We start from the raw sequence: 22,470 nt of genomic DNA on the forward strand, positions 1-22,470 counted from the left end.
AACAAAAAATTAGGATAGAACAATATGTCCACCCTAATTAATTTTTATTAATTTTATTTTTGGATAAGATTTTTAATATTATTTAATTCTTTGTGTCTATCTAAATGCTTACTATTTGGAAATGCATTTAATAATCTTCTATTAACCTTAGCCTCTCTCTTAAGCACTTTTATTCTATTATTTAATTCTAATAATTTATTGTATTCATTATTAGCTCTTCTCTTTTCAATTTCAGATTTTAATTTATTTATTTCTGATTCGCTAAATTGCTCAAATTTAACCCCTAATTTATTTAACTCAAGCTTAATATCCTTAACTTGTGCTAAATGTTCTTTTAAATGTAGTAAATGTGCTACTGTAAATGTTAAGTCAACAATAAATATTATAGTGATAATTCCTGATAATGAATAAACTAAACTTGAGGAAAGTGATGTAAGAATATCCTTTATAGATGGTTGTAAAATTTCTATAATAAATACTGAAAGAAGCCCAAACAAAGTAGAATTTAAAAGACATACCCTACCATTTATATTAAATTTATGTTCTGAATAATCCCACCATTTCATATGAAATAACTTCTCTAATACATACGATGTTATATACTCTAATATAGATGCTAATATCATTCCACCTAAAAATACAAATAAGATATTATCCTTAAGTCCATCAAGTGCTGCTAATACTATAATAGCTCCAAATCCATATATAGGACATACTGGTCCATAAAGAAATCCCCTGTACGTAAATTTTTTATCAATTATAAAACAATATATAGTTTCACTTAACCAGCCTAAAAAACTATATATTGTAAAATAAAGAATTAGTTCTCTCAAAAAAGTCACCTCCAACTATATATAATTATATAATTTTTAGAGATGACTTTAATTTAATAATTTGTTAATTTTGGTTTTTATTCCAATAATCTATAATGCTATCTTTTAATTTTTTAAATTGCTCTCCATAAAGCTTTGATTTCATGTTAGGAAAAGCTTTTATTAATCTATTTTGAGTACTTGACCTTAATTGCATTTTTTTAAAGTTATTATAAGTGTCTTCAAACTTACTTTTAAATCCTTTTATATCACTAGTCTTTTTAAGTAAATTGACAACCTTATCAAATTCAAAATCATTTAATTTATCCATTGAAATTCCAAGCCCTTTAAGTTCAACATTCATTTGAGTTATCTTTTTAAGCATTTCATTCATATCAACTAATGAAGTTACTGTTGCTATTATATCTATTATGAATATTATAATTATTACAACTGCTGCTATTAATGCAAACTTTGCAGGTATTAAACTTATTTTTGAAATTATAAATGGATGCAATACTTTTACTAAAAATACTGACAAAACACCAAATAATACTGAATTTAAAACGCATATACGTCCTTTATAATTAAACTTGTAGTTTGAGTAATCCCACCATTTCAAGTCAAATGCATTTTCTAAAATAACCGCTGTTATATATTCAATAGCTGTAGTTATTATAACAGCCATTACAAATAACAATAATATATTGTAACTAAATCTATTCAATAATCCAATAACTAATAATGCTCCAAATCCATATACAGGACAGACAGGCCCATTTAGAAAACCCCTATTTACCCAAACCCTGTCTATAGCAGCACAATATACACATTCACATATCCATCCTAATATACTATAAACAGTAAAATATAAAATTAAATGTACCATACCTTTAGCTAATCTCCTCCTATATGTTATATTTAAAATAACTATGTAAATTTTATCTAAACAATCTATTATAAATATACACTTTTTATTATTATAATTCAAACTAATTAAATCCATTTAAATGAATTATTAAAAATATCATAAGAAATATAAATATTTCTTTATTTATTAATAACTTATGAATATTAAGTTTTTATAAAATAAAAAGAGGCCAAACAGCCTCTCTAATTTACACTTCTTCTAATATAGCTAATCCTAATGCCCCAGGACCTGTATGTATTCCCATTGCAGCTCCTATTTCTTCTAATGATATATTTGTTATGTTTTTATGATCTTTTACATCCTCTAAAAATTTCATTGCTTCTTCATCTACATCTGCTGATAATACCCATACTTTACATTTTCCTTTTTCTAAATATTCATTTAAAATATCTTTCATTTTAGATAAAGCTTTTTTCCTTCCTCTTGCTTTTGAATAATTATATAATTCACCCTCATCATTTGAAGATACTATAGGTTTTAAATGAAGCATTTCTCCTATGGTTCCAGCAACTTTTCCGATTCTTCCACCCTTAGTTAAAAACTCTAATGTTTGAAATGTTATAAAACCGTGTGTTCTTTTTCTTATACTCTCAAAAGAATCTAATATTTCTTCAAGAGGCTTGTCTTCTTTTATCATTTTAGCAATTTCTAGTGCTATAACTCCTTGAGGATATCCTAATGTTCTTGTATCAAAAAAGTGAAATTGTATATCACTATATTCTTCACTTACTAATCTTATGCTATTATAAGTTCCTGATAATTTGCTTGAAACAGTTACAACTATTATATCTGTAACCCCTAATTTTTTTAAATCATCTATTACTTCTTCTATATTTTTTAAATCTGGAAGAGATGTTGTTGGTATTTCGTCATCTTCCCTTAATCTTTTATAAAGCTCCTTTGGAGTCATTGTGATCTTATCTAAATATTCATTTTCCTTATATATAATTCTTAATGGTACCATTTTTATATCATACTCTTTTAAAGTACCTAAATTTAAATCTGAACTACTATCTGTTATTAAAGCAATCTTTCTCAATCCCATTCCTCCTCTTTTGTTATTTAAAATATTATCATATTATTAACAATTTAGCAACATTTTTTCTTCTTATTTGTTATATTTTGTCTTATTTTATAAAAATAAAATAGGCTAATTAAAAAAATCAGCCTATTTTATTAATTTTTTTAAAATATTTTTAATTTGTTCGTTACTATCTGAGAAAGTTCCTTTAATATTTAAATAAGAATTTGATATACTTATGCCATCTCCAGAAACTATTGTAATATTATTAGGATAATAAGTATAATGTTTTTCAAAAATAGATTCTAAAACTTTAATTATTGAAGAATTTGCCCAACTACTAATCCAGTCTAAAATTCCACCCCAACCATTTTCTTTATATCCAATAAAACAATTATCTAGAGATACCGTTCCATCTGCATAAATAAATAAATTATCATTATAACTAGAACTCATTATTCCTTCTATATTTACATTTCCATTACAAATAAGCATATATTTATTATCACTTAAACTTACTAAAACTGCTGAATAATTCTTTAATATATTTTCATCTGTAGGTATATTGTATTCATCGCACCTTAAAATACTTTCTCCATCAAAATTATTAATAGTTTTCATATATATATTTATATCGCCTTTTTTAAGTTTAAGTTTTAATTTATTTATTTTTTTATTATTTGGATTTAAATTATCTGCATTTTCCAATTCGCTTGGTAATGAATTTAAATCTTTCATATTATAAAAATTATAAGATGCATTTTTTATTTTAGTATCACTATCATATATTGAAAAATCACAGCCATTTAATATATTAAACATACCAATCATATTATTGTCCAATGCATTGAATATACTAATACCATTATTTATTTTTATTTTAACAATACTATCTTTAGTTATTTCACTATTATTGTTACTTACTTTCGATTCTACATTATAATTTCCATCACCGTTATTTTTTAATGTTATGCTATAGTTATATAAATTACTACTTAATCTATAATCTTCTTTTATGTATTTTATATTCTTAAAATTATTATCATTTAATAAATTCTCTATATCACTTTTATTTATATTTATACTATCACCAGATGCTATATTTTTATATTTTTCTTTATTTATTAAATAATATTCTCCAATATTTAGTGCAGACATAGCTGCCGTTTCTAAAGACTCTTTTTCTTTTTCAGCATTATTAGCTTTGCTTGTACTAACTATATACGAATATACAGCTAACCCTACTACAAGCAATGCTGTTAACGTAAATAATACTACAACCAACGCTGAACCACGCTTTTTCATAAAGTTCACCCTTCTCTTTAGTAAAAGTTAATTTATTTTTTTAAAAACTGTTCAATTAAATTTTTTGTATTATCAGTAACTTTATATTGACCTTCCATTGTTACGTAACACATTAGTAACTGTATATTTTTACAACTAACTAAACTACATCTTTTTAATGTTACATCTTTGTAGTATTGATTATAGTTATTTATTATTATATTACCTGTTGAATAAACTAAAAGATCATTAGCAACATTTCCTTGTAAATATACATCTCCATTTATTAAAACTATATATCCATTATTATCTTTCATTATCGCTCCAATAAAATTACTTATTGGTTCATTGCAATATCTATAATCATAATAAATATATTTACTATCATTTTTCTTTATAAGTACAGTATCAATATTTTTAGATTTCATTTCTTGTATTATACTTGCTACTGTTTTATTATTATTTGTATAACTTCCATTAGCAAATCCAAGTTTTATTGGCTTTACATTATTATTTTCATTTAAGTTTTTTAAATTATATTTACCAAATACATTATTATAACCAATAAATCTACTAGGAAACTTATACTCCTCACCACTTAATACTCCATTAAAGTAATAAGATGAATTATAATAAAATTCAAGTGTCGAACTATCCAGCATAATATTTCCATTTCTATTAAGTAATGTCAAACTTCCAATTTCATTATAAAAGTTTTCTAAATTCTCATCTGAATTATCACCTTCACTATTATTATCCTCTTGTTCTTCACCATTACCAACACTTACAACTCTTTCATCAGTTTTATTTACAGAAAAATCATAGTCTCTCGATATTCCATTTTTAGTATATTGTAAATAAAAATAATAAACGCTATTATTTTCCTTAACCTTAAATTTAGTTACATCATCACATATTTTCCTATATGCTAATATATTTCCATTAATATTTACAGCACCTTTTGAATCATCACTAGATGCAGCTTTATATTCTATATCTCCTTTTTTTACTTTAATCATATAAAATGTTCTTATTTTACCATTCCCAAAGGAAATTAAAATATTATCACTGACACCATCTTTATCTTTCATTGCTAAATATGCTTTTTGTACATCATACCCATTACTTTTACATTCATTAATAAATTTATTATTTTTATTACCTACATCATAAAAATTCCACCACTGTGAAGTATCATTATTATAAAATAATTTAATATCACTTCTATTTTCATTTATTGATTCCTTCATTATTTGATAAAAATTTCTATATTCTTTTTCAATATCTGCATTTGTTTTGGTACTTTCAGCTCTCTTTATTCCCGTTAAATAAATTCCAAAAATAGCAACTAAAATTACAGTCATTATAGACATAACTGCTATTAATTCAACTAAAGTAACTCCTTTTTTCTTCATTTAGAGAACCTCTTTTCTAAAATTTATTTATTAGTACTATCCCCTTCATTTATAGGTCTTACTATCAATTGTTCACTTACAACTTGTACACCTTTTGTTTCTAAATTTACCTCTCCAATATTTGGTATTTTTCTATTATTTTCATAATAATATTGTGATTTATTAAGTGTAATTACTGATAATGTTATAAAGTATAAACCTTTATCTTCTTCTAATGAATTTGTATCAATGTAAACTATATATTTAATAGGATTATTTTTACTACTTTTCGAAATATAAGTATTATCAGTTGCCTTTATAATCCCTTCTTTAATATCTCCAGTAAGCATACCTTGAATTGAATAAACATTATTTATTTCAAATCTAACATTCTTATTTTCTAAATATTTTTTAAAAAATTCTCCACTTTCATTATATAAAGTATCCCTTACTCCTTGAACTACGCTAGTTGCTTTTAGTGAATCATTTGTTGAATTTTCACTTTTAATTCCACTTATTATAAGTCCACTAACACCAATAAAAAGCACTGTAAATATAGCCAATGCTGCAACTATCTCAACAAGACTTATTCCCCTTTTTTTATTTAAAATAATTTTGCTTGCCGTATGTTCCCTTATTAAAATCATACTTCTCATTCTCCTTATAGTTTAAATTGTAATATTCTATTTGAATCGTTCCTTGAAGTATGTTATCTGATTTTTTATCATAATTTGATTTAATATCTTCTATATGAAGATTATTTATATTTATTTTTCTCTTATTTTTTTCTATTCTATTTATAAAATTAACTATATCCCCAAACTTTCCATTTACCGTTAATATAGCACTATGTATTAAAACATCATCTTTTTTCAACTTAGAAGTATCAATATTATTATTTAAATTATTATTTCCATTTATTAAGTCACTTTCATTGTTGATATTAATATTATTATTTGAATTATTATTATCGTTCTTATAATTTAATACTGTATACTTCTTTTCAAACTTAATATCAATAAGTTCTATATTAGTTACTCCTGCTATCATAGTTAGATCTTTTAATATATCTGCTTGCCTTTCTGTCTTTGGAAACTTATTTAATATTTTATTATAATTATATGTAACATCCTCTAACTTAAACTTAAGCTCATCTTGTTTTGTTATTCCATATAATGCTTCTGTTTTCTCATTATTAAGCTTTGCCATTTCAGACTGCAAATTTTCATTTTTATTATTTAAAGGTTTTATTACTAATTCTTCTACTATTAAAAAACTAAATATTAAAATACTAGTAAATAGAAGTAGTTTCTCTTTTCTTTTTAAATCTTTTAAATATTTTATAAACTTATTATCTCCTTTACTTTTCTTCATATGTTTTTACTCCTTCTGTTGAAATAGTAAACTTAACCTTTTTCTCTACCTTCGGCTTTTTAACCTCTTCTTTTTTATCTTTATCTTTAGAATTATTTTTATTGCTTTCATCAATAATTCCACTATTATTATCTGCAATTTCAACATCCTCAATTGATATAACTCTTGAATCTTTATATAGCTTGCTCATTTGAAGATTTGCCAAAAATACAGTTACTTCATCTTCACTATTTGCGGTACCTATCATAGTAATGCCATCTTTTTTAAATGTTATATCTTCTAAGAATACATTGCTTGGAAAATACTTTTTCAAATTCTCTAAATACTCCCATGCAGATACATCTTTATCTATTTTTTTCATTTTATTTATAAACACTTCTTTATTTTTTATATCATTAGAAATATTATTATAGTTACTACCAGCTTCTTTATAATTTTTAATTTCCGATTTTACAAGTTCATTATTTTTTTCTAAAGATTTATTATTATAATATATAACTCCTGCATTTATAAATAATAAAATCATAAGTATTAAATAAACCGCTATTAATAATTTTCCTATATCTTTCTTATTATATTTTTCTATACTTTTGGGGTTAAGATTTAATTGTTTCTTCATTTTAATTTCTCCTTAAAAATAATCCATAAAGAGGTAAGTATCTTCCAAACTCTTTATCTGTATTTTTAACTTCAAGACCTAAATCTTCTGTGTTTCTTATTAATTTACTTTTTATTGAAAAATAATTTTCCACATATTTTACAGCTGTATTATTTAATTCTAAACTTGATAATATAATAATTTTACTAACTTTATTATAAATTTTACCCGAATTATAAAATTTAATAGTTTTATCTACTATAGCTAATAAATTATCTATTGAATCCTTTATTTTGGGATATTTATTAAATATATCCATTAAATCAAAAGATTTTATTTCTACTTTTCTAAATTTATTTTTATTAGAATAGCTTTTATATGGAACTGTATCATCTAAAGATTTATTTTTTCTATATTCTCTTATAATATTTTGAAATCCAAAAGGAATGTTTCTCTCTAAATTCATTACACCATTATTAGTTATAAAAACACTACTAAAACTATATCCCAAATAAAATATAGCTACTGACTTATCTCTATATTCTATAGTACTATTTAATAAAACTTTATTTATTGAATTAGTTAATACATCTATTACATCTAATTTTTTATTTAAAGATTTACTTAATTCTACATAACTATTAACTTTATCTTTTATACATGCAGCAACTAATATATCTAACTTTGGATTGCTTCTCCTATTTTCTTTTCCTATTACTTCATAATCTATATAATAATCTTCGCTATTTTGAATTAATTCTTTAACTTCATATTCAACTGCTTCTCTTAAATTTTCACTATTCATACTTGGCAATTGTATATGTCTAGTTAAAACATCACTTCCAAATATAACAAAAGATATTTTTTCCTCATTTATATCATGCTCTAAAAAATATTTTAATAATATTTCTGATAATCCCACTACATCTTTTATTGTTCCTTCGATACACATACCTTCTTCTATTGGTATAGAATCATACAATTTCACCTTTTTTTTATTTCCAACTAAAATATCTATAAATTCATCTTTAATAGCTAAAACAATACTATTTTTATTTCCTAATTTAAACATACTTATCCTCCTATATAAATGTATTTAAATATACATTTAATATATCAATCCCCCATAATACCGAAACAAATGTACCTACTGAGATAAATGGCACAAAAGGTATTTCCATTCTCCTCTTCCCAATTAAAAGTAAAAATATAGCTAATATTCCACCTAAAATTATTGAAAATATTATTGTTAATCCCATTAATATAGGACTTAAATAAAGTGATATAAAAAGATATACTTCTAAATCTCCAGCTCCAAACCCATCAAATCTTCTTGCTATCAAATATATAATTCCTATTATAATAAGTGGTATTAGTATACTTAATACTCCTAATAATATTGGCTTTCCATTTATAATTTCTATTATAGAAAATATTATTCCAAATAAAAATGCAAATAAAGATATACTAAAATAAACTTCTTTTGTTTTTATATCAATACTTGAAGCTATTATAAGTATTGAAAAGAGAACTATATACTTAAATGTATTTATAGTTAATCCAAAATTTAAGTACATTATTGAAAACATAAATGCTGTAATTAACTCAATTAAAGGATATACAATACTTATCTTTTCATTACACCCCTTACATCTTCCTCTTAATATAATCCAACTTATAACTGGTATAAGTTCATATGCCTTAAGCTCTCTACCACATTTTGCACAATGTGATGGAGGGAATGCAATATTTTCTTCTCTTGGTATTCTGTAAATACAAACATTAAAGAAACTACCAAATACTAATCCAAATATAAAAAATATTAAACCTATCATTTAAACTCCTTTTATGTGATTTTTTATATTTTAATTATTGTCCATTTTTTTAATTCTTAAAATATTATCTTCACTTTATATTATTTAAATCCATCAAAATTACCTTTTTCATCTAACTTTATATTATTATAATCACAATTTATTATATCTTCTAACCATTGAATTGTGGCAGCCTTTCCTAATAAGCTTGTTATATCTTCTTCTTTACTTGTTAAAAGGTTATTATCTTCAAGAACTTCTATTACACCTTTTTTTGATTTATCATTACTATAATTTAAAAGTGCCATATCTTTAAAATTAGGAATATCCTTATTATAATCAAAACCTCTTGGAGGATATATATTATCCTTTGTTGGAACTAATAATCCATCATTATATGCAGCTTCTGCTTCATTATATATGACTTTAGCTTCTGTTTTAATAGCAACTATTTTTGACTTTTCAACGTATGATATTACTCTTGGAACTGCTATTATTGCAAGCACTGAAAGTATTGCAATTACTGCTATTAGTTCAATAAGTGTAAATCCTTTTTTCTTCATCCGATAACCACCTTATTTATTATTTTATAGGATTTCCATACCAATTATTTAAACTTCCATCTTTATTTAATACAATTTTATTAGGATCAGCATTAATTACTTCCTTTAAAAATCCAACATAATAAGCTGCTCCAAGTCTCTCTTTATCTTTTTCTGCAATATCTTTGCTTATTATATTATCTTTTTCTAATATATCCATAATTGCTGGCTGATTATTTTGGCAATATCCATTTTCGAATACTACCATATTATCAAATTTAACACTTTCTTCACTAACTGGATTGCCACTTGAATCTCTTTCAACATAAACATTATCTCTATTAGGCTTTATTAATCCTGAATTATATGCTCTGTTTATTGCATCATATAAATTTTTTGCCTCTGTTTGTATTGCAACCTTCTTTGATTTTTCTACATATTGTATTACTCTTGGAACTGCTACCATTGCAAGCACTAAAAGTATTGCAATTACTGCTATTAATTCAATTAGCGTGAATCCTTTTTTCCTCATAAAATCACTCACTTTAAAACATAATTCATTAAAAGGCTGTCAATATGGCAGCCTTTTAATTTTATATAATTAAACTTTAATATATTATTTAGCAGGTGAATAAACCCCTGTACTTTGATCAAAAGTACCTGTTAAATTTCCACTTGCATCATAAGTTATTTCATTTACATCTGCATTCATTAAACCTTTTAAATCATTTAAAGTTGTAGCTGTTCCTAATTTAGCAACATCTTTATCTCCACTATTTAATAAATTATCTTTTTCAAGGTCTGCAACAACAGCTGTGACAGTTGCTTTATTAAATGAATCTGAACTAGTTACTCCATCTAAAGTTCCATTGTTATATGATGCTTCTGCTGCATTGTATATTGTTGTTGCTTCTGTTTGTATTGCAACTTTCTTTGATTTTTCTACATATGATATTACTCTTGGAACTGCTATTACTGCTAGTATTGCTAATATTGCAATTACTGCTATTAGTTCAATAAGTGTAAATCCTTTTTTCTTTTTCTTCATAAGTTTATTCATAACTTATTCCTCCTTAGAATATTGTTTTATATAAAGCTATTATAGCCTAATATCTGATTATAAAATTTAAGTTATTTGAACTGTATCATACATTGAGAACATAGGTAGTAATAATGATATAACAATAAATCCAACCAACATTGCTAATATTACAATCATTACCGGTTCAACTAAATTCGTTAATTTTTCTAATGCAAAATTTGCTTCAGAATCATAAAACTGTGAAGCTTTCTCCAATATATCTTCAACAGTACCTGATTCTTCACCAACTTTTATAGATTGAATAAGCATTTTTGGAAATGTATTGCTAATTTCTAAACTTTCTCCAATACTAGAACCATTATTTATTAATTCCTTACTATCAATTAATTTTTTCTTTAAATATTCATTTCCTATAACATCTGAACATATTTCTATGCACCTGACTACACTTATTCCACCACCAAATAATATAGAAAAAGTTTTAGCAAATCTTGCTGTATAAATTTGCATAGTCATATTTTTTATAAATTTAAATTTTACTATAAATTTATCTCTAAACATCTTATAAGTTTTACTTTTATCTATTAAAGTTCTTTTAATTATTAAAAATAAAAAGACTACTAAAATTATGTAAATCCAATTAGCTTTCATAAAATCACTAATCCAAACAACTATTTGTGTTGGGATTGGTAAATTTATATTTGCTGATAATAAATTTTTTACAAAAACAGGAACTACAAAAGTAACAAGACATAAAACTATAAAAATTGAAAATATAAATAAAAATTTAGGGTATATAAGTGCATTTTTTATTTTTTTTTCTTGCTTATATTGACTATCATAATAATCTGCAAGACTTCCCATTATTTCATCTATCTTTCCGGTTTCTTCACCAACTTCTATCATATATATAAATAAGTTTGGTAAATCTTTATATTTTTTAAAAGCTTCTGATAACATCTTCCCTTTTTCAACTTCATCATAAACATTTTTCAGAATATTTTTTAGTTTTTTATTTTCTACTTGTACTTTAACTATATCCAAACTTTGAAGTATTGTTATTCCAGATGATAATGCAAAATACATTTCCCTACAAAATATAGAAATATCTTTCTTTGGTATTTTTTTTAACATATCAAAGTCTATATTTAAAGATTGCCTTCCTGTATCATATTTAGTTAAAAAGAAACCTTTTTGTTTTAAAACTTTTCTTAATTCATCAATATTATTTAATTCAATTTTTCCCTTTAATAATTTGCCATTAAGATCTCTTGCTTCATATTTATATAAAGGCATAATTATTTACTCCTTTATTCTTTTATTAAAGTTATCCTCATTAACTCATTCATACTACTTGTACCATTTTTCACAATTTCTACTCCACTTTCAAATAAAGTTTTCATTCCATTATTTTTAGCGGCATCCTTTATTTCATAAAAATTTGCTTTATTTGCTATAAGCTCTCTTATATTTTGATTTATTTCCATTATTTCAAATATTCCAATTCTTCCCTTATAGCCTGTGCCAGAACACTTCATACATCCAACAGGCTTATAAAGTTTTAAATCTTCATTTTCATCTATACCTAAAAGCTCTTTTTCATAATCATTTGCAATATATTCTTTTTTACAGTTATTACACAATTTTCTCATTAATCTTTGTGCTATTACTCCAGTTAAAGAAGATGCTATTAAGTACGAAGGAACTTCCATATCCATAAGTCTTACAATAGCTGATGGTGCATCATTAGTATGCAATGTACTTAAAACATTATGACCTGTTATTGCAGATCTTATAGCCATAGTTGCAGTTTCTTCATCTCTTATTTCTCCAACCATTATAACATCAGGGTCTTGTCTAAGTATTGCTCTTAATCCTGAATTAAATGTAAGTCCAGCTTTATTATTCACATTAACTTGGACTATTCCATCCATTGTATATTCAACTGGATCTTCTAACGTTATAACATTATTTTCTTCTGTTTTTAAATCTTTTAATATTGAATATAATGTTGATGTTTTACCACTCCCTGTAGGACCAGTAACTAAAAACATTCCGTAAGGATTTGAAATAATTTTATTAATTAAATTTATATCATCCTTAGTTAGTCCTAAATTTTCTTTAGTAAATTCAAATGACCTTTTATCTAATATTCTAATTACTAAATTTTCTCCATTTACTGATGGTAAAATAGATACTCTTAAATCTATATCTCTTTTATCAAGATTTATAATTATTTTTCCATCCTGTGGTATTCTTTTTTCTGCAATATCCATGCCACTTAATAATTTTATTCTAGTAACCATTGAATTCAATGGTTCTTTTGGGGCCTCAAATTGTTTTCTAAGCTTTCCATCTATTCTATATCTTATTATTATCTTATTTTTCTGTGGTTCTATATGTATATCACTTACATCATTTCTAATTGCATTTTCAATTATTCTATCTATAAGTCTAACAGATGGCGATTTATTATCTTCATCAATTGAAATTTGTTCATTTATTTCTTCTTCTTCTTTTTCATTTAATTCTGCCTCTGCTTTTTTCATATAATCTTTTGAATAATACTTAGCAATAGCTTCTGTTATTTCTTCTTCCATTGCTATTCCGATTTCAATTTTATATCCAGATGATAATTCAACATCTTCTTCAGCAAATATATTAAGAGGATCAGACATTGCAACAACAAGATAATTATCCCTAAACTTTACAGGTATAAGATTATATTTTTTAGCTAATCCTTCTGATATCGTTGATACTGCATTCATATCAACATCTATAAGTTCTAAATTTATTCTAGGTATACCAAGTTGTAACTCTAATATATTTAGTAAACTTTCTTCTGTTATATATCCAAGTTCTACAAAAATTCGTCCTAATCTTTTACCAGTTGCCTTTTGAATTTTTATAGCTTCTTGTACTTGATTTTCTGATATGTAACCAAGTTCTACCAAAAGATCACCAAGTCTTTTTTTATTATTCATTTAACCACCTTAAATCTTGTATATATTCATTGCTTATTATACAACATCTATTATTTATGTCTAATATAAAATCATAAAAATTTATTGTTTTTTCTTATATATTTACATTTTATAAATATTTACTTAATATAAAATTTAAAGGCGAAAAACAAAATTTTCCACCTTAATTTAAATACTCATTTATTATATTTTAATGAGCTAGTATTTCTATACCATCTTCTGTTACTAAAATCATATGTTCCCACTGAGCAGATAAAGAACCATCTTCTGTTATTGCAGTCCAATCATTATCTGCATCAACAAATACTTCATACTCTCCTGCATTTATCATTGGTTCTATTGTAAAAGTCATTCCTGGTACTAAAACCATTCCTTCACCTTTTGTTCCTACATGAGCTACAAAAGGATCCTCATGGAATTTTAATCCTACTCCATGTCCTCCAAATTCTCTAACTACTGAATATCCATTCTTTTCAGCATGTTCTTGAACTGCCGCTCCTATATCACCTAAAAATCCCCATGGTTTAACAGCTTCTATTCCTTTTTCTAAACATTCCTTTGAAACTTCAACTAATCTTTTTGCTTCTTCAGATACGTCTCCTATCATATACATTCTTGATGCATCTGAAAAATATCCATCTTTTATAGTTGATACATCTACGTTTATTATATCTCCTGATTTTAATATTATATTTTCATCTGGAATTCCATGACATACTTCTTCATTTATAGATGTACAAACACTTTTAGGGAATCCACCATAATTAAGGGGAGCTGGAATTGCACCTTGACTTATTGTATAATCGTAAACTATTTTATCTATTTCAGCTGTGCTCATTCCTTCTTTTATTTGCTCTCCAACTAAATCAAGTATTTCATTATTTATTTTAGCGCTTCTTTTTATTCCTTCTATTTGCTCTTTATTTTTTATAATATCTCTAGGTGGCATTAAAAATCCTTGTCTTTTTAATGTTTCATACTTTTCATCAAACTCAGCATGACATTTTTTATATTTCTTACCGCTACCACACCAACAGTTGTCATTTCTATTTATTTTCATATTTTTACCTCTTTTCTAAAATTAACTCCTTATGTATTATATTATATCCTTTAGTATATTTTTTTTCAAAATTAAAATAGCTTTTACACATAACTATTTAAAATTCTTATTTATATTATCAAAACTATTTTAATGATATTAGAATGTATTTTTTTAAGCAATAAAAAAGGATGCTATTTTGCATCCTTTTCTTTATTCAAATTCTTTACTATAATTTTGAGTAAAGATTGTTTCCTTATCTAATTCTAGTTCCTCACAGGCCTGTTCAAAACTACAACCTCTTTCATCCATATACTTTGCTACATAACTATCAATATTTGGTACTGAATTAATATTCATAAACATTCCCTCCTTTTTTAATACTTGAAAGTATTATTCCCCCATAAAATAATTATATTCTAATGTAAACCTTTTATTACATTATACAATAATTTATTGGAAATTTCATCCATTTAATAAATTTATCTTATATTTATTTTTATACCATACTTATCAAACTCTTTAATTAAGCTATCATTATCTTTATATAATATTGTATTAATATTAATCTCTTTCGCTGCATCTATATTTGCTTCCATATCATCAATAAAAATACTTTCTTCTTCTTTTATTTTATATTCTTCTAATAATCTTTTATAAATATCTACTTCTGGTTTAACTAAATTTTCTTTAAATGAAACAATTCCTCCATTAAAATCATCTAAAAAATTATACTTTTCTTTAATTTTTTCAAAAGAGATTCTATGAAAATTAGATAAAAAATATATATTATATCCTTCATGCTTTAATACCTTTATAACCTTTATTGTTTCTTTTATTGGTACCAAAAGATCATACCAATTATCAAATGCACCTCTTATATAATATTCAATATCAGAATTTCTATTAACTATTTTATTAATAGCTTCTTCCTCACTTATCACTCCCCTATCCAACATCTCCCATTCTTTACTTTCGAATATTTCTTTAAATACTATTTGAACTAAATCTGAATTTATAATTTTCTTACTTAAATACTCCTTGGGATTGTACTCTAATATAACATTCCCAATGTCAAAAATAATGTTCTTTATCATATTAATCCCCCTTTTTTATTCCACCTAAGTTAATTGTAAAATAATGTAATAAAATATTCAACACAAAAATAATCTAGCTAATATAAACATTTACATTAGCTAGATTATTTCTATAAATAATTCTCTTAACATGTTTTCTCCTTAAATTTATAATACCATCTCTTTACCGATGCCCGTTCCCCAATATTTATTCTTTTATATATTATATTTAATGGAAGTACCTTTTGATTTTTAACTTCTAAAAATATTGTTTTATTATCACTTTCTTCCCATACTCCTCCAATATTTTTACTTATGACTTCACCAAGATATCCACCAAATACCATTGATAAATCTATAAGTTTATCATTATCAAAATCATTATTTTCATTTGCTCTATGAAAAGCTTCTAGTATATCATCTAATAAACTTAAACTCTCTTCTGAAAAATCTAGTCTTATTCCTAAATTATTTTTTGAGAATATTACGGCTCTAAGAGATGCTTCTTTAAAGATTCTTTCTAATCTTTCCATAAATAAACACCTACTCTCTTATAGCATAAAAGGAACACTTTAAAAGATATTTCTTCTCCTTTTGCATACCTTTATATATTGTATTCATACTATCAAAATAAAGTTCCAATCATATTTTAACGCTTATAAATCCAATACTTTATATTTAAATTTAATAATTATAATATTTAAAATAATTTTTTAATAAAAAGATGATAACTAACTATTTTAGTTATCACCTTTTTTATTAAAATATTGTTTTTTCGCTTTCTTTATCAAATACATGAAGCTTATCTAAATCTATTGTAAATTTAACATTTCCTCTAGTATTTATATTATCAGCAGTAGCAGTTTTTATTACAATAGCTTTTCCTTCCTCACCTTTTACATATAAAAATGTTTCTGCCCCTAAATTTTCTGATACTTCAATCTCACCACTAAATATTGATTTGGAATTTTCTAAATCTTCATTTTTACAACTCATATTTTCTGGTCTTATTCCAGCTAAAACATCTTTATTTAAATTATTAGTTTCTTTTAATTTATTTGCTTTTTCTTCTGAAAGCTCTACATCAATTCCTAACATATTCAAATACACTTTTCCATTCTTTTCGTAAGTCTTTCCTTTTAGTATGTTCATTTGCGGACTACCAATAAAACATGCTACAAATAAATTATTTGGATTATCATAAATTTCTTTTGGAGATGCTATTTGTTGAACTAATCCATCCTTCATAACTACAATTCTAGTTCCAAGAGTCATAGCTTCAGTCTGATCATGCGTTACATATATAAATGTAGTATTTAATTCATTATAAAGTTTTGCTATTTCTGTTCTCATTTGAACTCTAAGCTTAGCATCAAGATTTGATAAAGGCTCATCCATTAAGAATACTTTTGGATGTCTTACTATAGCTCTTCCCATAGCAACTCTTTGCCTTTGTCCTCCTGATAATGCTTTTGGTTTTCTATCTAAAAGATGTTCTATATCTAGAATTCTAGCTGCTTCATGTACCTTTTTATCAATTTCCGCTTTTGGAATTTTTCTAAGTTTTAATGCAAATGACATATTTTCATATACAGTCATATGTGGATATAATGCATAGTTTTGGAACACCATAGCTATATCTCTATCCTTTGGTGCAACATCATTAACTACTTTATCATCAATATATAATTCTCCACTTGTTATTTCTTCAAGTCCTGCAATCATTCTTAAAGTTGTTGATTTACCACATCCTGATGGTCCAACAAAAACTATAAACTCCCTATCTGCTATTTCTAAATTAAAATTATCAACTGCCTTAAATCCATTTTCATAAACCTTTTCAATTTCTTTTAATACTAACCCTGACATAAACCTCTCCCCCTAATTAATAAAATTATATTGTCATTGACCAATTGTAAATTCTATCATATAAACCATATGATATATATTCATGTCCCCATTCAGGAAACACAATAATATTTTTATTTGAATTAATTTTGTTATATGCTGCAAATTGAGTTGATGGTGGACATATATCATCCATAAGCCCTGTTAACATAGTAACATCAGCCTTTATTCTATGAGCTAAATTTTGTATATCTATATATCCTAATGTATCAAATACAAATTTTTCTGTATCATGTGATGGATCTATAAACTTAAAATATCTTTTTATTTCATCATAAGCCTCTCCTCCAAGATCCATATCCCATACTCTTTTGAAATCACATAAAAAAGGATAAAAAGCAAATACTTTTTTAATTTTAGGTTCTAATGCAGCACAAGCAAGTGCCAATGCTCCACCTTGAGAACCTCCTAATGTTCCAACTCTATTTTCATCAACAAAATCAAAATTCATAATTATCTTTGCTAAAAGTGCTGTATCTAAAAATATATCTTTATATAATAATTTATCTCTACCTTCTTGAAGCCCCCTAACTATATGCCCCTTAACTGTTATACCTAAAGTACCTCCAACATCTTGAGATAATCCTGCTTGTCCTCTGCAATCTAAAGCTGCAACACAAATTCCATTTGCTGCATAAACTAACTTTGAAGCCCAATCAAAACTCCCACCTTGATATCCATGAAATTCTAACAAAGCAGGTATCTTACCTTCTATTTTATTTGGCTTTATTAATTTCGAATGAATTCTTGCTCCATTAGTAGATGTAAAATATAAATGATAACATTTCGCAAAAGGACATTTAAAATCTGCTTCTATAAGTTCTATTTTAAAATCAATATTTTCTAAACTTTTTATATTATTATCCCAAAACTCATCTATATCACTTGGTCTAGGACTTATACCATTATATTCATATAATTTTTCTAAAGGCATATCAACCATTGGCATAACTACAAACCTCCATTTTAAATAAATTAACCTTTTACAGCACCAATTGTTATACCTTGAGTAAATGATTTTTGGAATATTATAAATATTACAATCATAGGTATTGATGCAAGTGCAGCACCAGCCATCATAAGTCCATAATCAGTTGCAAATTCAAGTTGCATTGTTGCAACTCCTAAAGGAAGTGTTTGCATATCTTTACTTCTTATTAAAATTAATTGCATAAAATAATCATTCCATGAACTTATAAATGTAAATATTGCAAGAGCTCCTATCCCAGGTTTAACTATAGGTATAACTATATTTTTAAATATTCCTAATTCTGAACATCCATCAATTTTTGATGCTTCTATAAGTTCCCCAGGTATTGTTTCACTAAACTGCTTCATTAAGAAAATTCCAAATGGCCATCCTACGGCTGGAAGTATAAGTGACTTATAACTATCAATCCAGTCTAAACTTGTTAATATGTTGAATAAAGGAACCATTATAACTTGTTTTGGAAGCGCCATAGCTATTATTAATAACCAAAATACAATTTGTCTTCCTGGAAATCTTTTTTTAGCCAAAACATATCCAGCTAACGCTGAAGTTAAACATACTAAAAATGTAGTTGATATTGCGATAAAAAAACTATTAAATGTCCATCTAGCTAGAGGTTGCTTTGCTAAACTAGCCCAATTTGCAAAAGTTGCATCTGTTGGAAACCATTGTGGTGGTATAGAAATAGCTGCTCCTTGATCTTTAAAAGCACCTGTTATAATCCAATAAAATGGAAATATAAATATAACTGTAAATAAACATAATATTATAAAAGCTACTATATTTTTTGGAGTCCATTGATTTCTCCAGTCATATAAAACTTCTTTTTCTTTTTTCTTTTTGCTAAACATAACTTAAATCACCTCCAATTTTAATACTCAACATCTGAACCTAAATATTTATATTGAATTATTGATATTGACATAACTATAACTGCTAATACTACTCCCATTGATGATGCAAGTCCATATTGGCCTAGAGTAAATGATCTTTCATAAACTTGATACATAATTGTTGTAGTTGCATAATTAGGCCCACCAGCTGTTAATAGCTGAATTAATGAGAAACATTGGAATGAATTTATTGTAGTTATTATTACAATATATAAAGTTGTTGGCTTTAAAAGTGGCCATGTTATATTTCTAAAAACTTGACTTGAATTAGCTCCATCTATTTCTGCTGCTTCCAAATAATCTTTAGGTATATTACCAAGTGATGCCATATATAAAACTATAGGTTGTCCAACTGATAAAGTAACTAAAACCATAAGTATTGCCCATTTTGCTATACTTGGATTGCCAAGCCAAACTTGTGGATCTATTCCAAACCAGCTTAATATATGATTTAATATTCCGTAATTAGGATGAAATATCCATCCCCAAACAACAGTTATACTAACAACTGATGCTATTGCTGGTAAATAAAAAACCCCTCTAAAAAATGATCTAATTTTTGCTGATTTTTTAAATATAGTCATTGATACAAACAATGAAAAAATTACTACTATAGGAACATTTCCTATTACTAAAACTAAAGTATTCCATAATGATTTTCTAAATATTTCATCTTTAAATATATTTATATAATTTTCTATTCCTATAAAGGTAGCACTCTTTGGATTATAATCAAAGAAGCTCATTACAATTCCACCTACCATAGGAATTATTACGAAACCTATAAAAAAGATAGCTGCTGGCAATAAGAAAAGATATGCAGCAATCCATTCTTTTTTTGCTAACTTACTATGTTTAACTTTTTTATTTTTAATTACTTCTGCACTCACTTAAGAAATCCCTCACTTTCACCATTTAGTGATAAGGGAGTGTTTTATCACTCCCTAAATTTAATTATTATTATTTTTTGTTAAGAGTTTCATTTGCTTTTTTATTAAAATCTTTTAAAGCTTCTTCAGGTGATTTTTGACCTAAAGTTATTTCTTGAAGTGCTGGGAACCAATGTGTTCTCATTTCTGCAAAACCATTTACAGTATTATAATATTTAGCTGTATAATTGCCCATTGACTCTGCAAATTTCATTTCTTCATCATCATATAAATTTTTTACAGAATCTCTAACTGAAAATGTTCCTGTAGCTTTTAAATTCTTTTCTTGCCATTCTTTATCGTTACATAAGAAATCTATAAATTTCTTTGAAGCTGCTATTTTAGCTTCGTCACCATTATCGAATATACATAATCCACCTATAAGTGATTCTAAAGCAAGTTTTCCATTAGGTGCTGGTATTGGTAATAATATATCATCAAATGCTTGTGATTTTTTTGATTGATTACTCTTAACTAATCCAGTTGAATAAAGAATTGTAATTGCTGCTTTTTGTTGAAGATATAAATCAATTGAATCATTTGAAGCTAAAGCCTCTGAACCCTTTGCTATTAATCCTTCATCTATAGCTTTCTTAACCCATTCCATAGACTTTATAGCTTCCTTATTATCAAAAGTATATGAACTTTGGTCTTCATTCATAACACTTCCTCCATAAAGGTTTGCAACAAATGCTCTTGTACCTTGATCTCCCGCTGTACTTTTACTAAAGAAAGTTAAAGGAGTTACATCTGGTTTAGCTTTCTTTATAGCTTTTAAAGCTTGTTCAAATTCTTCAACAGTCCATAATCTATCTTTCTTATCAAGTGGAAGTTTATCTAAAACTCCAGCTTCTTCAAACATTTGCTTGTTTGCTGCCATCATAAAATTAGTAGTATTAAATGGATACATATAATACTTATCGTCTAGTTTACATCCTTGTAATATTTCTTCTGATACATCTCCATTTAAATCTTTAATCATGTCATCTACCGGAGCCAAAGCACCTATTCTTGCATAATCAATTATTCTTCCTGGTGCATCATATAAAACATCAGGAGCTGATTTTGAAGCTATAGCTGCATTTATTTTTTCTCCTCCACCATTAAAAGATAACATTTCAACATTCACTTTTATATCTGGATTTTTCTCCATAAAAGCTTTTGCTATTTCTTCTTCATATTTACCTACAACACCATCTTTTGTTTCAAAATTAGGAAATGCCCACCAAGTTATTTCAGTTTGTTCTCCCTTACTACTACCTGCATTCGCTTCAGCATTATCCTTACTTCCACCACATCCGGCAAATATACCTAAAGTAAGAGTAGTTAAAAGTACTGTTGATAATAGCTTTAATTTTTTCATTATAAAATCCCCCCTATCTTTTATTTAATTAACATATATTAATGTTTATTAAATAGCACAATTAACATATACAAAATTCAATACTCTTAACTACCATTACTTATTAATAATTTATAAGTAGTTCTTTATCTAAGGAACTGTTTTTTATTTTTTAATAATTTATATATTAAAATTTTATCTAAAACTCTTCTCAAAAATATTATTATGTTTATATTATTTTATAAATGAATATTTTTTTCATTTTTTAAAAATATTTGAAAACATTTTCATTCACATTTAAATATTACCATTTTATTTCTATTTTTACAATATTTTTACAAATATATTTTTTAATATTTTTCCCAAAATTTCGAATATATTTTACATTAAATGTTATAATATAAAATATAATTTAAAGTTTATAAAAAATTAACTTTTATTTTTCATTAATATATATAAAGTTTAATTTTTTTATTTTTATAAATATAATTTAGTA

Annotated in this window: 24 protein-coding genes; all 24 read right to left on the reverse strand. The window is 25.4% G+C overall.

Annotated elements, in window-relative coordinates; all coding sequences use genetic code 11:
* Positions 1-53: 53 nt before the first annotated feature.
* Positions 54-833, reverse strand: coding sequence for a putative ABC transporter permease (locus O212_RS0100555; RefSeq protein ID WP_242829541.1), 780 nt, complete (start codon positions 831-833; stop codon positions 54-56).
* Positions 834-897: 64 nt separating this feature from the next.
* Positions 898-1,701: a putative ABC transporter permease gene (locus tag O212_RS0100560; RefSeq protein ID WP_029699064.1), complete on the reverse strand. Its 804-nt coding sequence runs from the start codon at positions 1,699-1,701 to the stop codon at positions 898-900.
* A 229-nt stretch (positions 1,702-1,930) separates the two neighbouring features.
* Positions 1,931-2,782 (reverse strand): DegV family protein, encoded by an 852-nt coding sequence (locus O212_RS0100565; protein WP_024613230.1) that lies wholly within the window; start codon positions 2,780-2,782, stop codon positions 1,931-1,933.
* A gap of 129 nt (positions 2,783-2,911) precedes the next feature.
* Positions 2,912-4,069 carry a hypothetical protein gene (locus O212_RS0100570; protein ID WP_024613231.1) on the reverse strand — a complete coding sequence of 386 codons (1,158 nt, stop codon included), beginning with the start codon at positions 4,067-4,069 and terminating at the stop codon, positions 2,912-2,914.
* A gap of 32 nt (positions 4,070-4,101) precedes the next feature.
* Positions 4,102-5,463, reverse strand: a complete 1,362-nt coding sequence (locus O212_RS0100575) for a prepilin-type N-terminal cleavage/methylation domain-containing protein (protein ID WP_024613232.1) — start codon at positions 5,461-5,463, stop codon at positions 4,102-4,104.
* A gap of 23 nt (positions 5,464-5,486) precedes the next feature.
* Positions 5,487-6,089, reverse strand: coding sequence for a prepilin-type N-terminal cleavage/methylation domain-containing protein (locus O212_RS0100580; RefSeq protein ID WP_024613233.1), 603 nt, complete (start codon positions 6,087-6,089; stop codon positions 5,487-5,489).
* The gene (locus O212_RS0100585; protein WP_024613234.1) at positions 6,043-6,816 is read right to left on the reverse strand and encodes a hypothetical protein; all 774 of its coding nucleotides are present in this window, start codon (positions 6,814-6,816) and stop codon (positions 6,043-6,045) included. Before O212_RS0100585 ends, O212_RS0100580 begins: the two co-directional genes overlap by 47 nt.
* Positions 6,803-7,435, reverse strand: coding sequence for a PilN domain-containing protein (locus tag O212_RS0100590; protein ID WP_024613235.1), 633 nt, complete (start codon positions 7,433-7,435; stop codon positions 6,803-6,805). Before O212_RS0100590 ends, O212_RS0100585 begins: the two co-directional genes overlap by 14 nt.
* 1 nt (position 7,436) lies before the next feature.
* Positions 7,437-8,486, reverse strand: a complete 1,050-nt coding sequence (gene pilM / locus O212_RS0100595; protein ID WP_024613236.1) for a pilus assembly protein PilM — start codon at positions 8,484-8,486, stop codon at positions 7,437-7,439.
* 10 nt (positions 8,487-8,496) lie between these two features.
* The gene (locus tag O212_RS0100600; protein ID WP_024613237.1) at positions 8,497-9,249 is read right to left on the reverse strand and encodes an A24 family peptidase; all 753 of its coding nucleotides are present in this window, start codon (positions 9,247-9,249) and stop codon (positions 8,497-8,499) included.
* 80 nt (positions 9,250-9,329) lie between these two features.
* Complete coding sequence (locus O212_RS16885) at positions 9,330-9,791, reverse strand: prepilin-type N-terminal cleavage/methylation domain-containing protein (RefSeq protein WP_024613238.1); 462 nt, start codon at positions 9,789-9,791, stop codon at positions 9,330-9,332.
* A 19-nt stretch (positions 9,792-9,810) separates the two neighbouring features.
* Positions 9,811-10,302: a type II secretion system protein gene (locus tag O212_RS15820; RefSeq protein ID WP_024613239.1), complete on the reverse strand. Its 492-nt coding sequence runs from the start codon at positions 10,300-10,302 to the stop codon at positions 9,811-9,813.
* 84 nt (positions 10,303-10,386) lie between these two features.
* Positions 10,387-10,830 carry a type II secretion system protein gene (locus O212_RS16995; protein WP_024613240.1) on the reverse strand — a complete coding sequence of 148 codons (444 nt, stop codon included), beginning with the start codon at positions 10,828-10,830 and terminating at the stop codon, positions 10,387-10,389.
* A 66-nt stretch (positions 10,831-10,896) separates the two neighbouring features.
* The gene (locus O212_RS0100620; RefSeq protein ID WP_024613241.1) at positions 10,897-12,108 is read right to left on the reverse strand and encodes a type II secretion system F family protein; all 1,212 of its coding nucleotides are present in this window, start codon (positions 12,106-12,108) and stop codon (positions 10,897-10,899) included.
* A gap of 14 nt (positions 12,109-12,122) precedes the next feature.
* On the reverse strand, positions 12,123-13,796 hold the full coding sequence (locus tag O212_RS0100625; protein ID WP_024613242.1) for an ATPase, T2SS/T4P/T4SS family: 1,674 nt from the start codon (positions 13,794-13,796) through the stop codon (positions 12,123-12,125).
* Positions 13,797-13,986: 190 nt separating this feature from the next.
* Entirely contained in the window at positions 13,987-14,856 is an 870-nt protein-coding gene (locus O212_RS0100630) for a methionyl aminopeptidase (protein WP_024613243.1), read from the reverse strand.
* 192 nt (positions 14,857-15,048) lie between these two features.
* Positions 15,049-15,195, reverse strand: coding sequence for a hypothetical protein (locus tag O212_RS16780; protein ID WP_173391467.1), 147 nt, complete (start codon positions 15,193-15,195; stop codon positions 15,049-15,051).
* Positions 15,196-15,317: 122 nt separating this feature from the next.
* Positions 15,318-15,932 carry an HAD family phosphatase gene (locus O212_RS0100640; protein ID WP_024613244.1) on the reverse strand — a complete coding sequence of 205 codons (615 nt, stop codon included), beginning with the start codon at positions 15,930-15,932 and terminating at the stop codon, positions 15,318-15,320.
* A 125-nt stretch (positions 15,933-16,057) separates the two neighbouring features.
* A complete protein-coding gene (locus O212_RS0100645) occupies positions 16,058-16,444 on the reverse strand; it encodes a hypothetical protein (RefSeq protein WP_024613245.1) in 387 nt (128 codons plus the stop codon).
* A gap of 226 nt (positions 16,445-16,670) precedes the next feature.
* Positions 16,671-17,780: a sn-glycerol-3-phosphate ABC transporter ATP-binding protein UgpC gene (gene ugpC, locus O212_RS0100650; protein ID WP_024613246.1), complete on the reverse strand. Its 1,110-nt coding sequence runs from the start codon at positions 17,778-17,780 to the stop codon at positions 16,671-16,673.
* Positions 17,781-17,805: 25 nt separating this feature from the next.
* The gene (locus O212_RS0100655; protein WP_024613247.1) at positions 17,806-18,768 is read right to left on the reverse strand and encodes an acetylxylan esterase; all 963 of its coding nucleotides are present in this window, start codon (positions 18,766-18,768) and stop codon (positions 17,806-17,808) included.
* A 26-nt stretch (positions 18,769-18,794) separates the two neighbouring features.
* Entirely contained in the window at positions 18,795-19,661 is an 867-nt protein-coding gene (locus O212_RS0100660) for a carbohydrate ABC transporter permease (protein ID WP_024613248.1), read from the reverse strand.
* A 20-nt stretch (positions 19,662-19,681) separates the two neighbouring features.
* Positions 19,682-20,593, reverse strand: a complete 912-nt coding sequence (locus O212_RS0100665; protein WP_035278899.1) for a sugar ABC transporter permease — start codon at positions 20,591-20,593, stop codon at positions 19,682-19,684.
* 70 nt (positions 20,594-20,663) lie between these two features.
* On the reverse strand, positions 20,664-21,995 hold the full coding sequence (locus O212_RS0100670; RefSeq protein WP_024613249.1) for a sugar ABC transporter substrate-binding protein: 1,332 nt from the start codon (positions 21,993-21,995) through the stop codon (positions 20,664-20,666).
* Positions 21,996-22,470: the final 475 nt, after the last annotated feature.

Origin of the sequence: Clostridium sp. Ade.TY, from assembly GCF_000498355.1 — a bacterium.
Taxonomy (GTDB): Bacteria; Bacillota; Clostridia; order Clostridiales; family Clostridiaceae; genus Clostridium.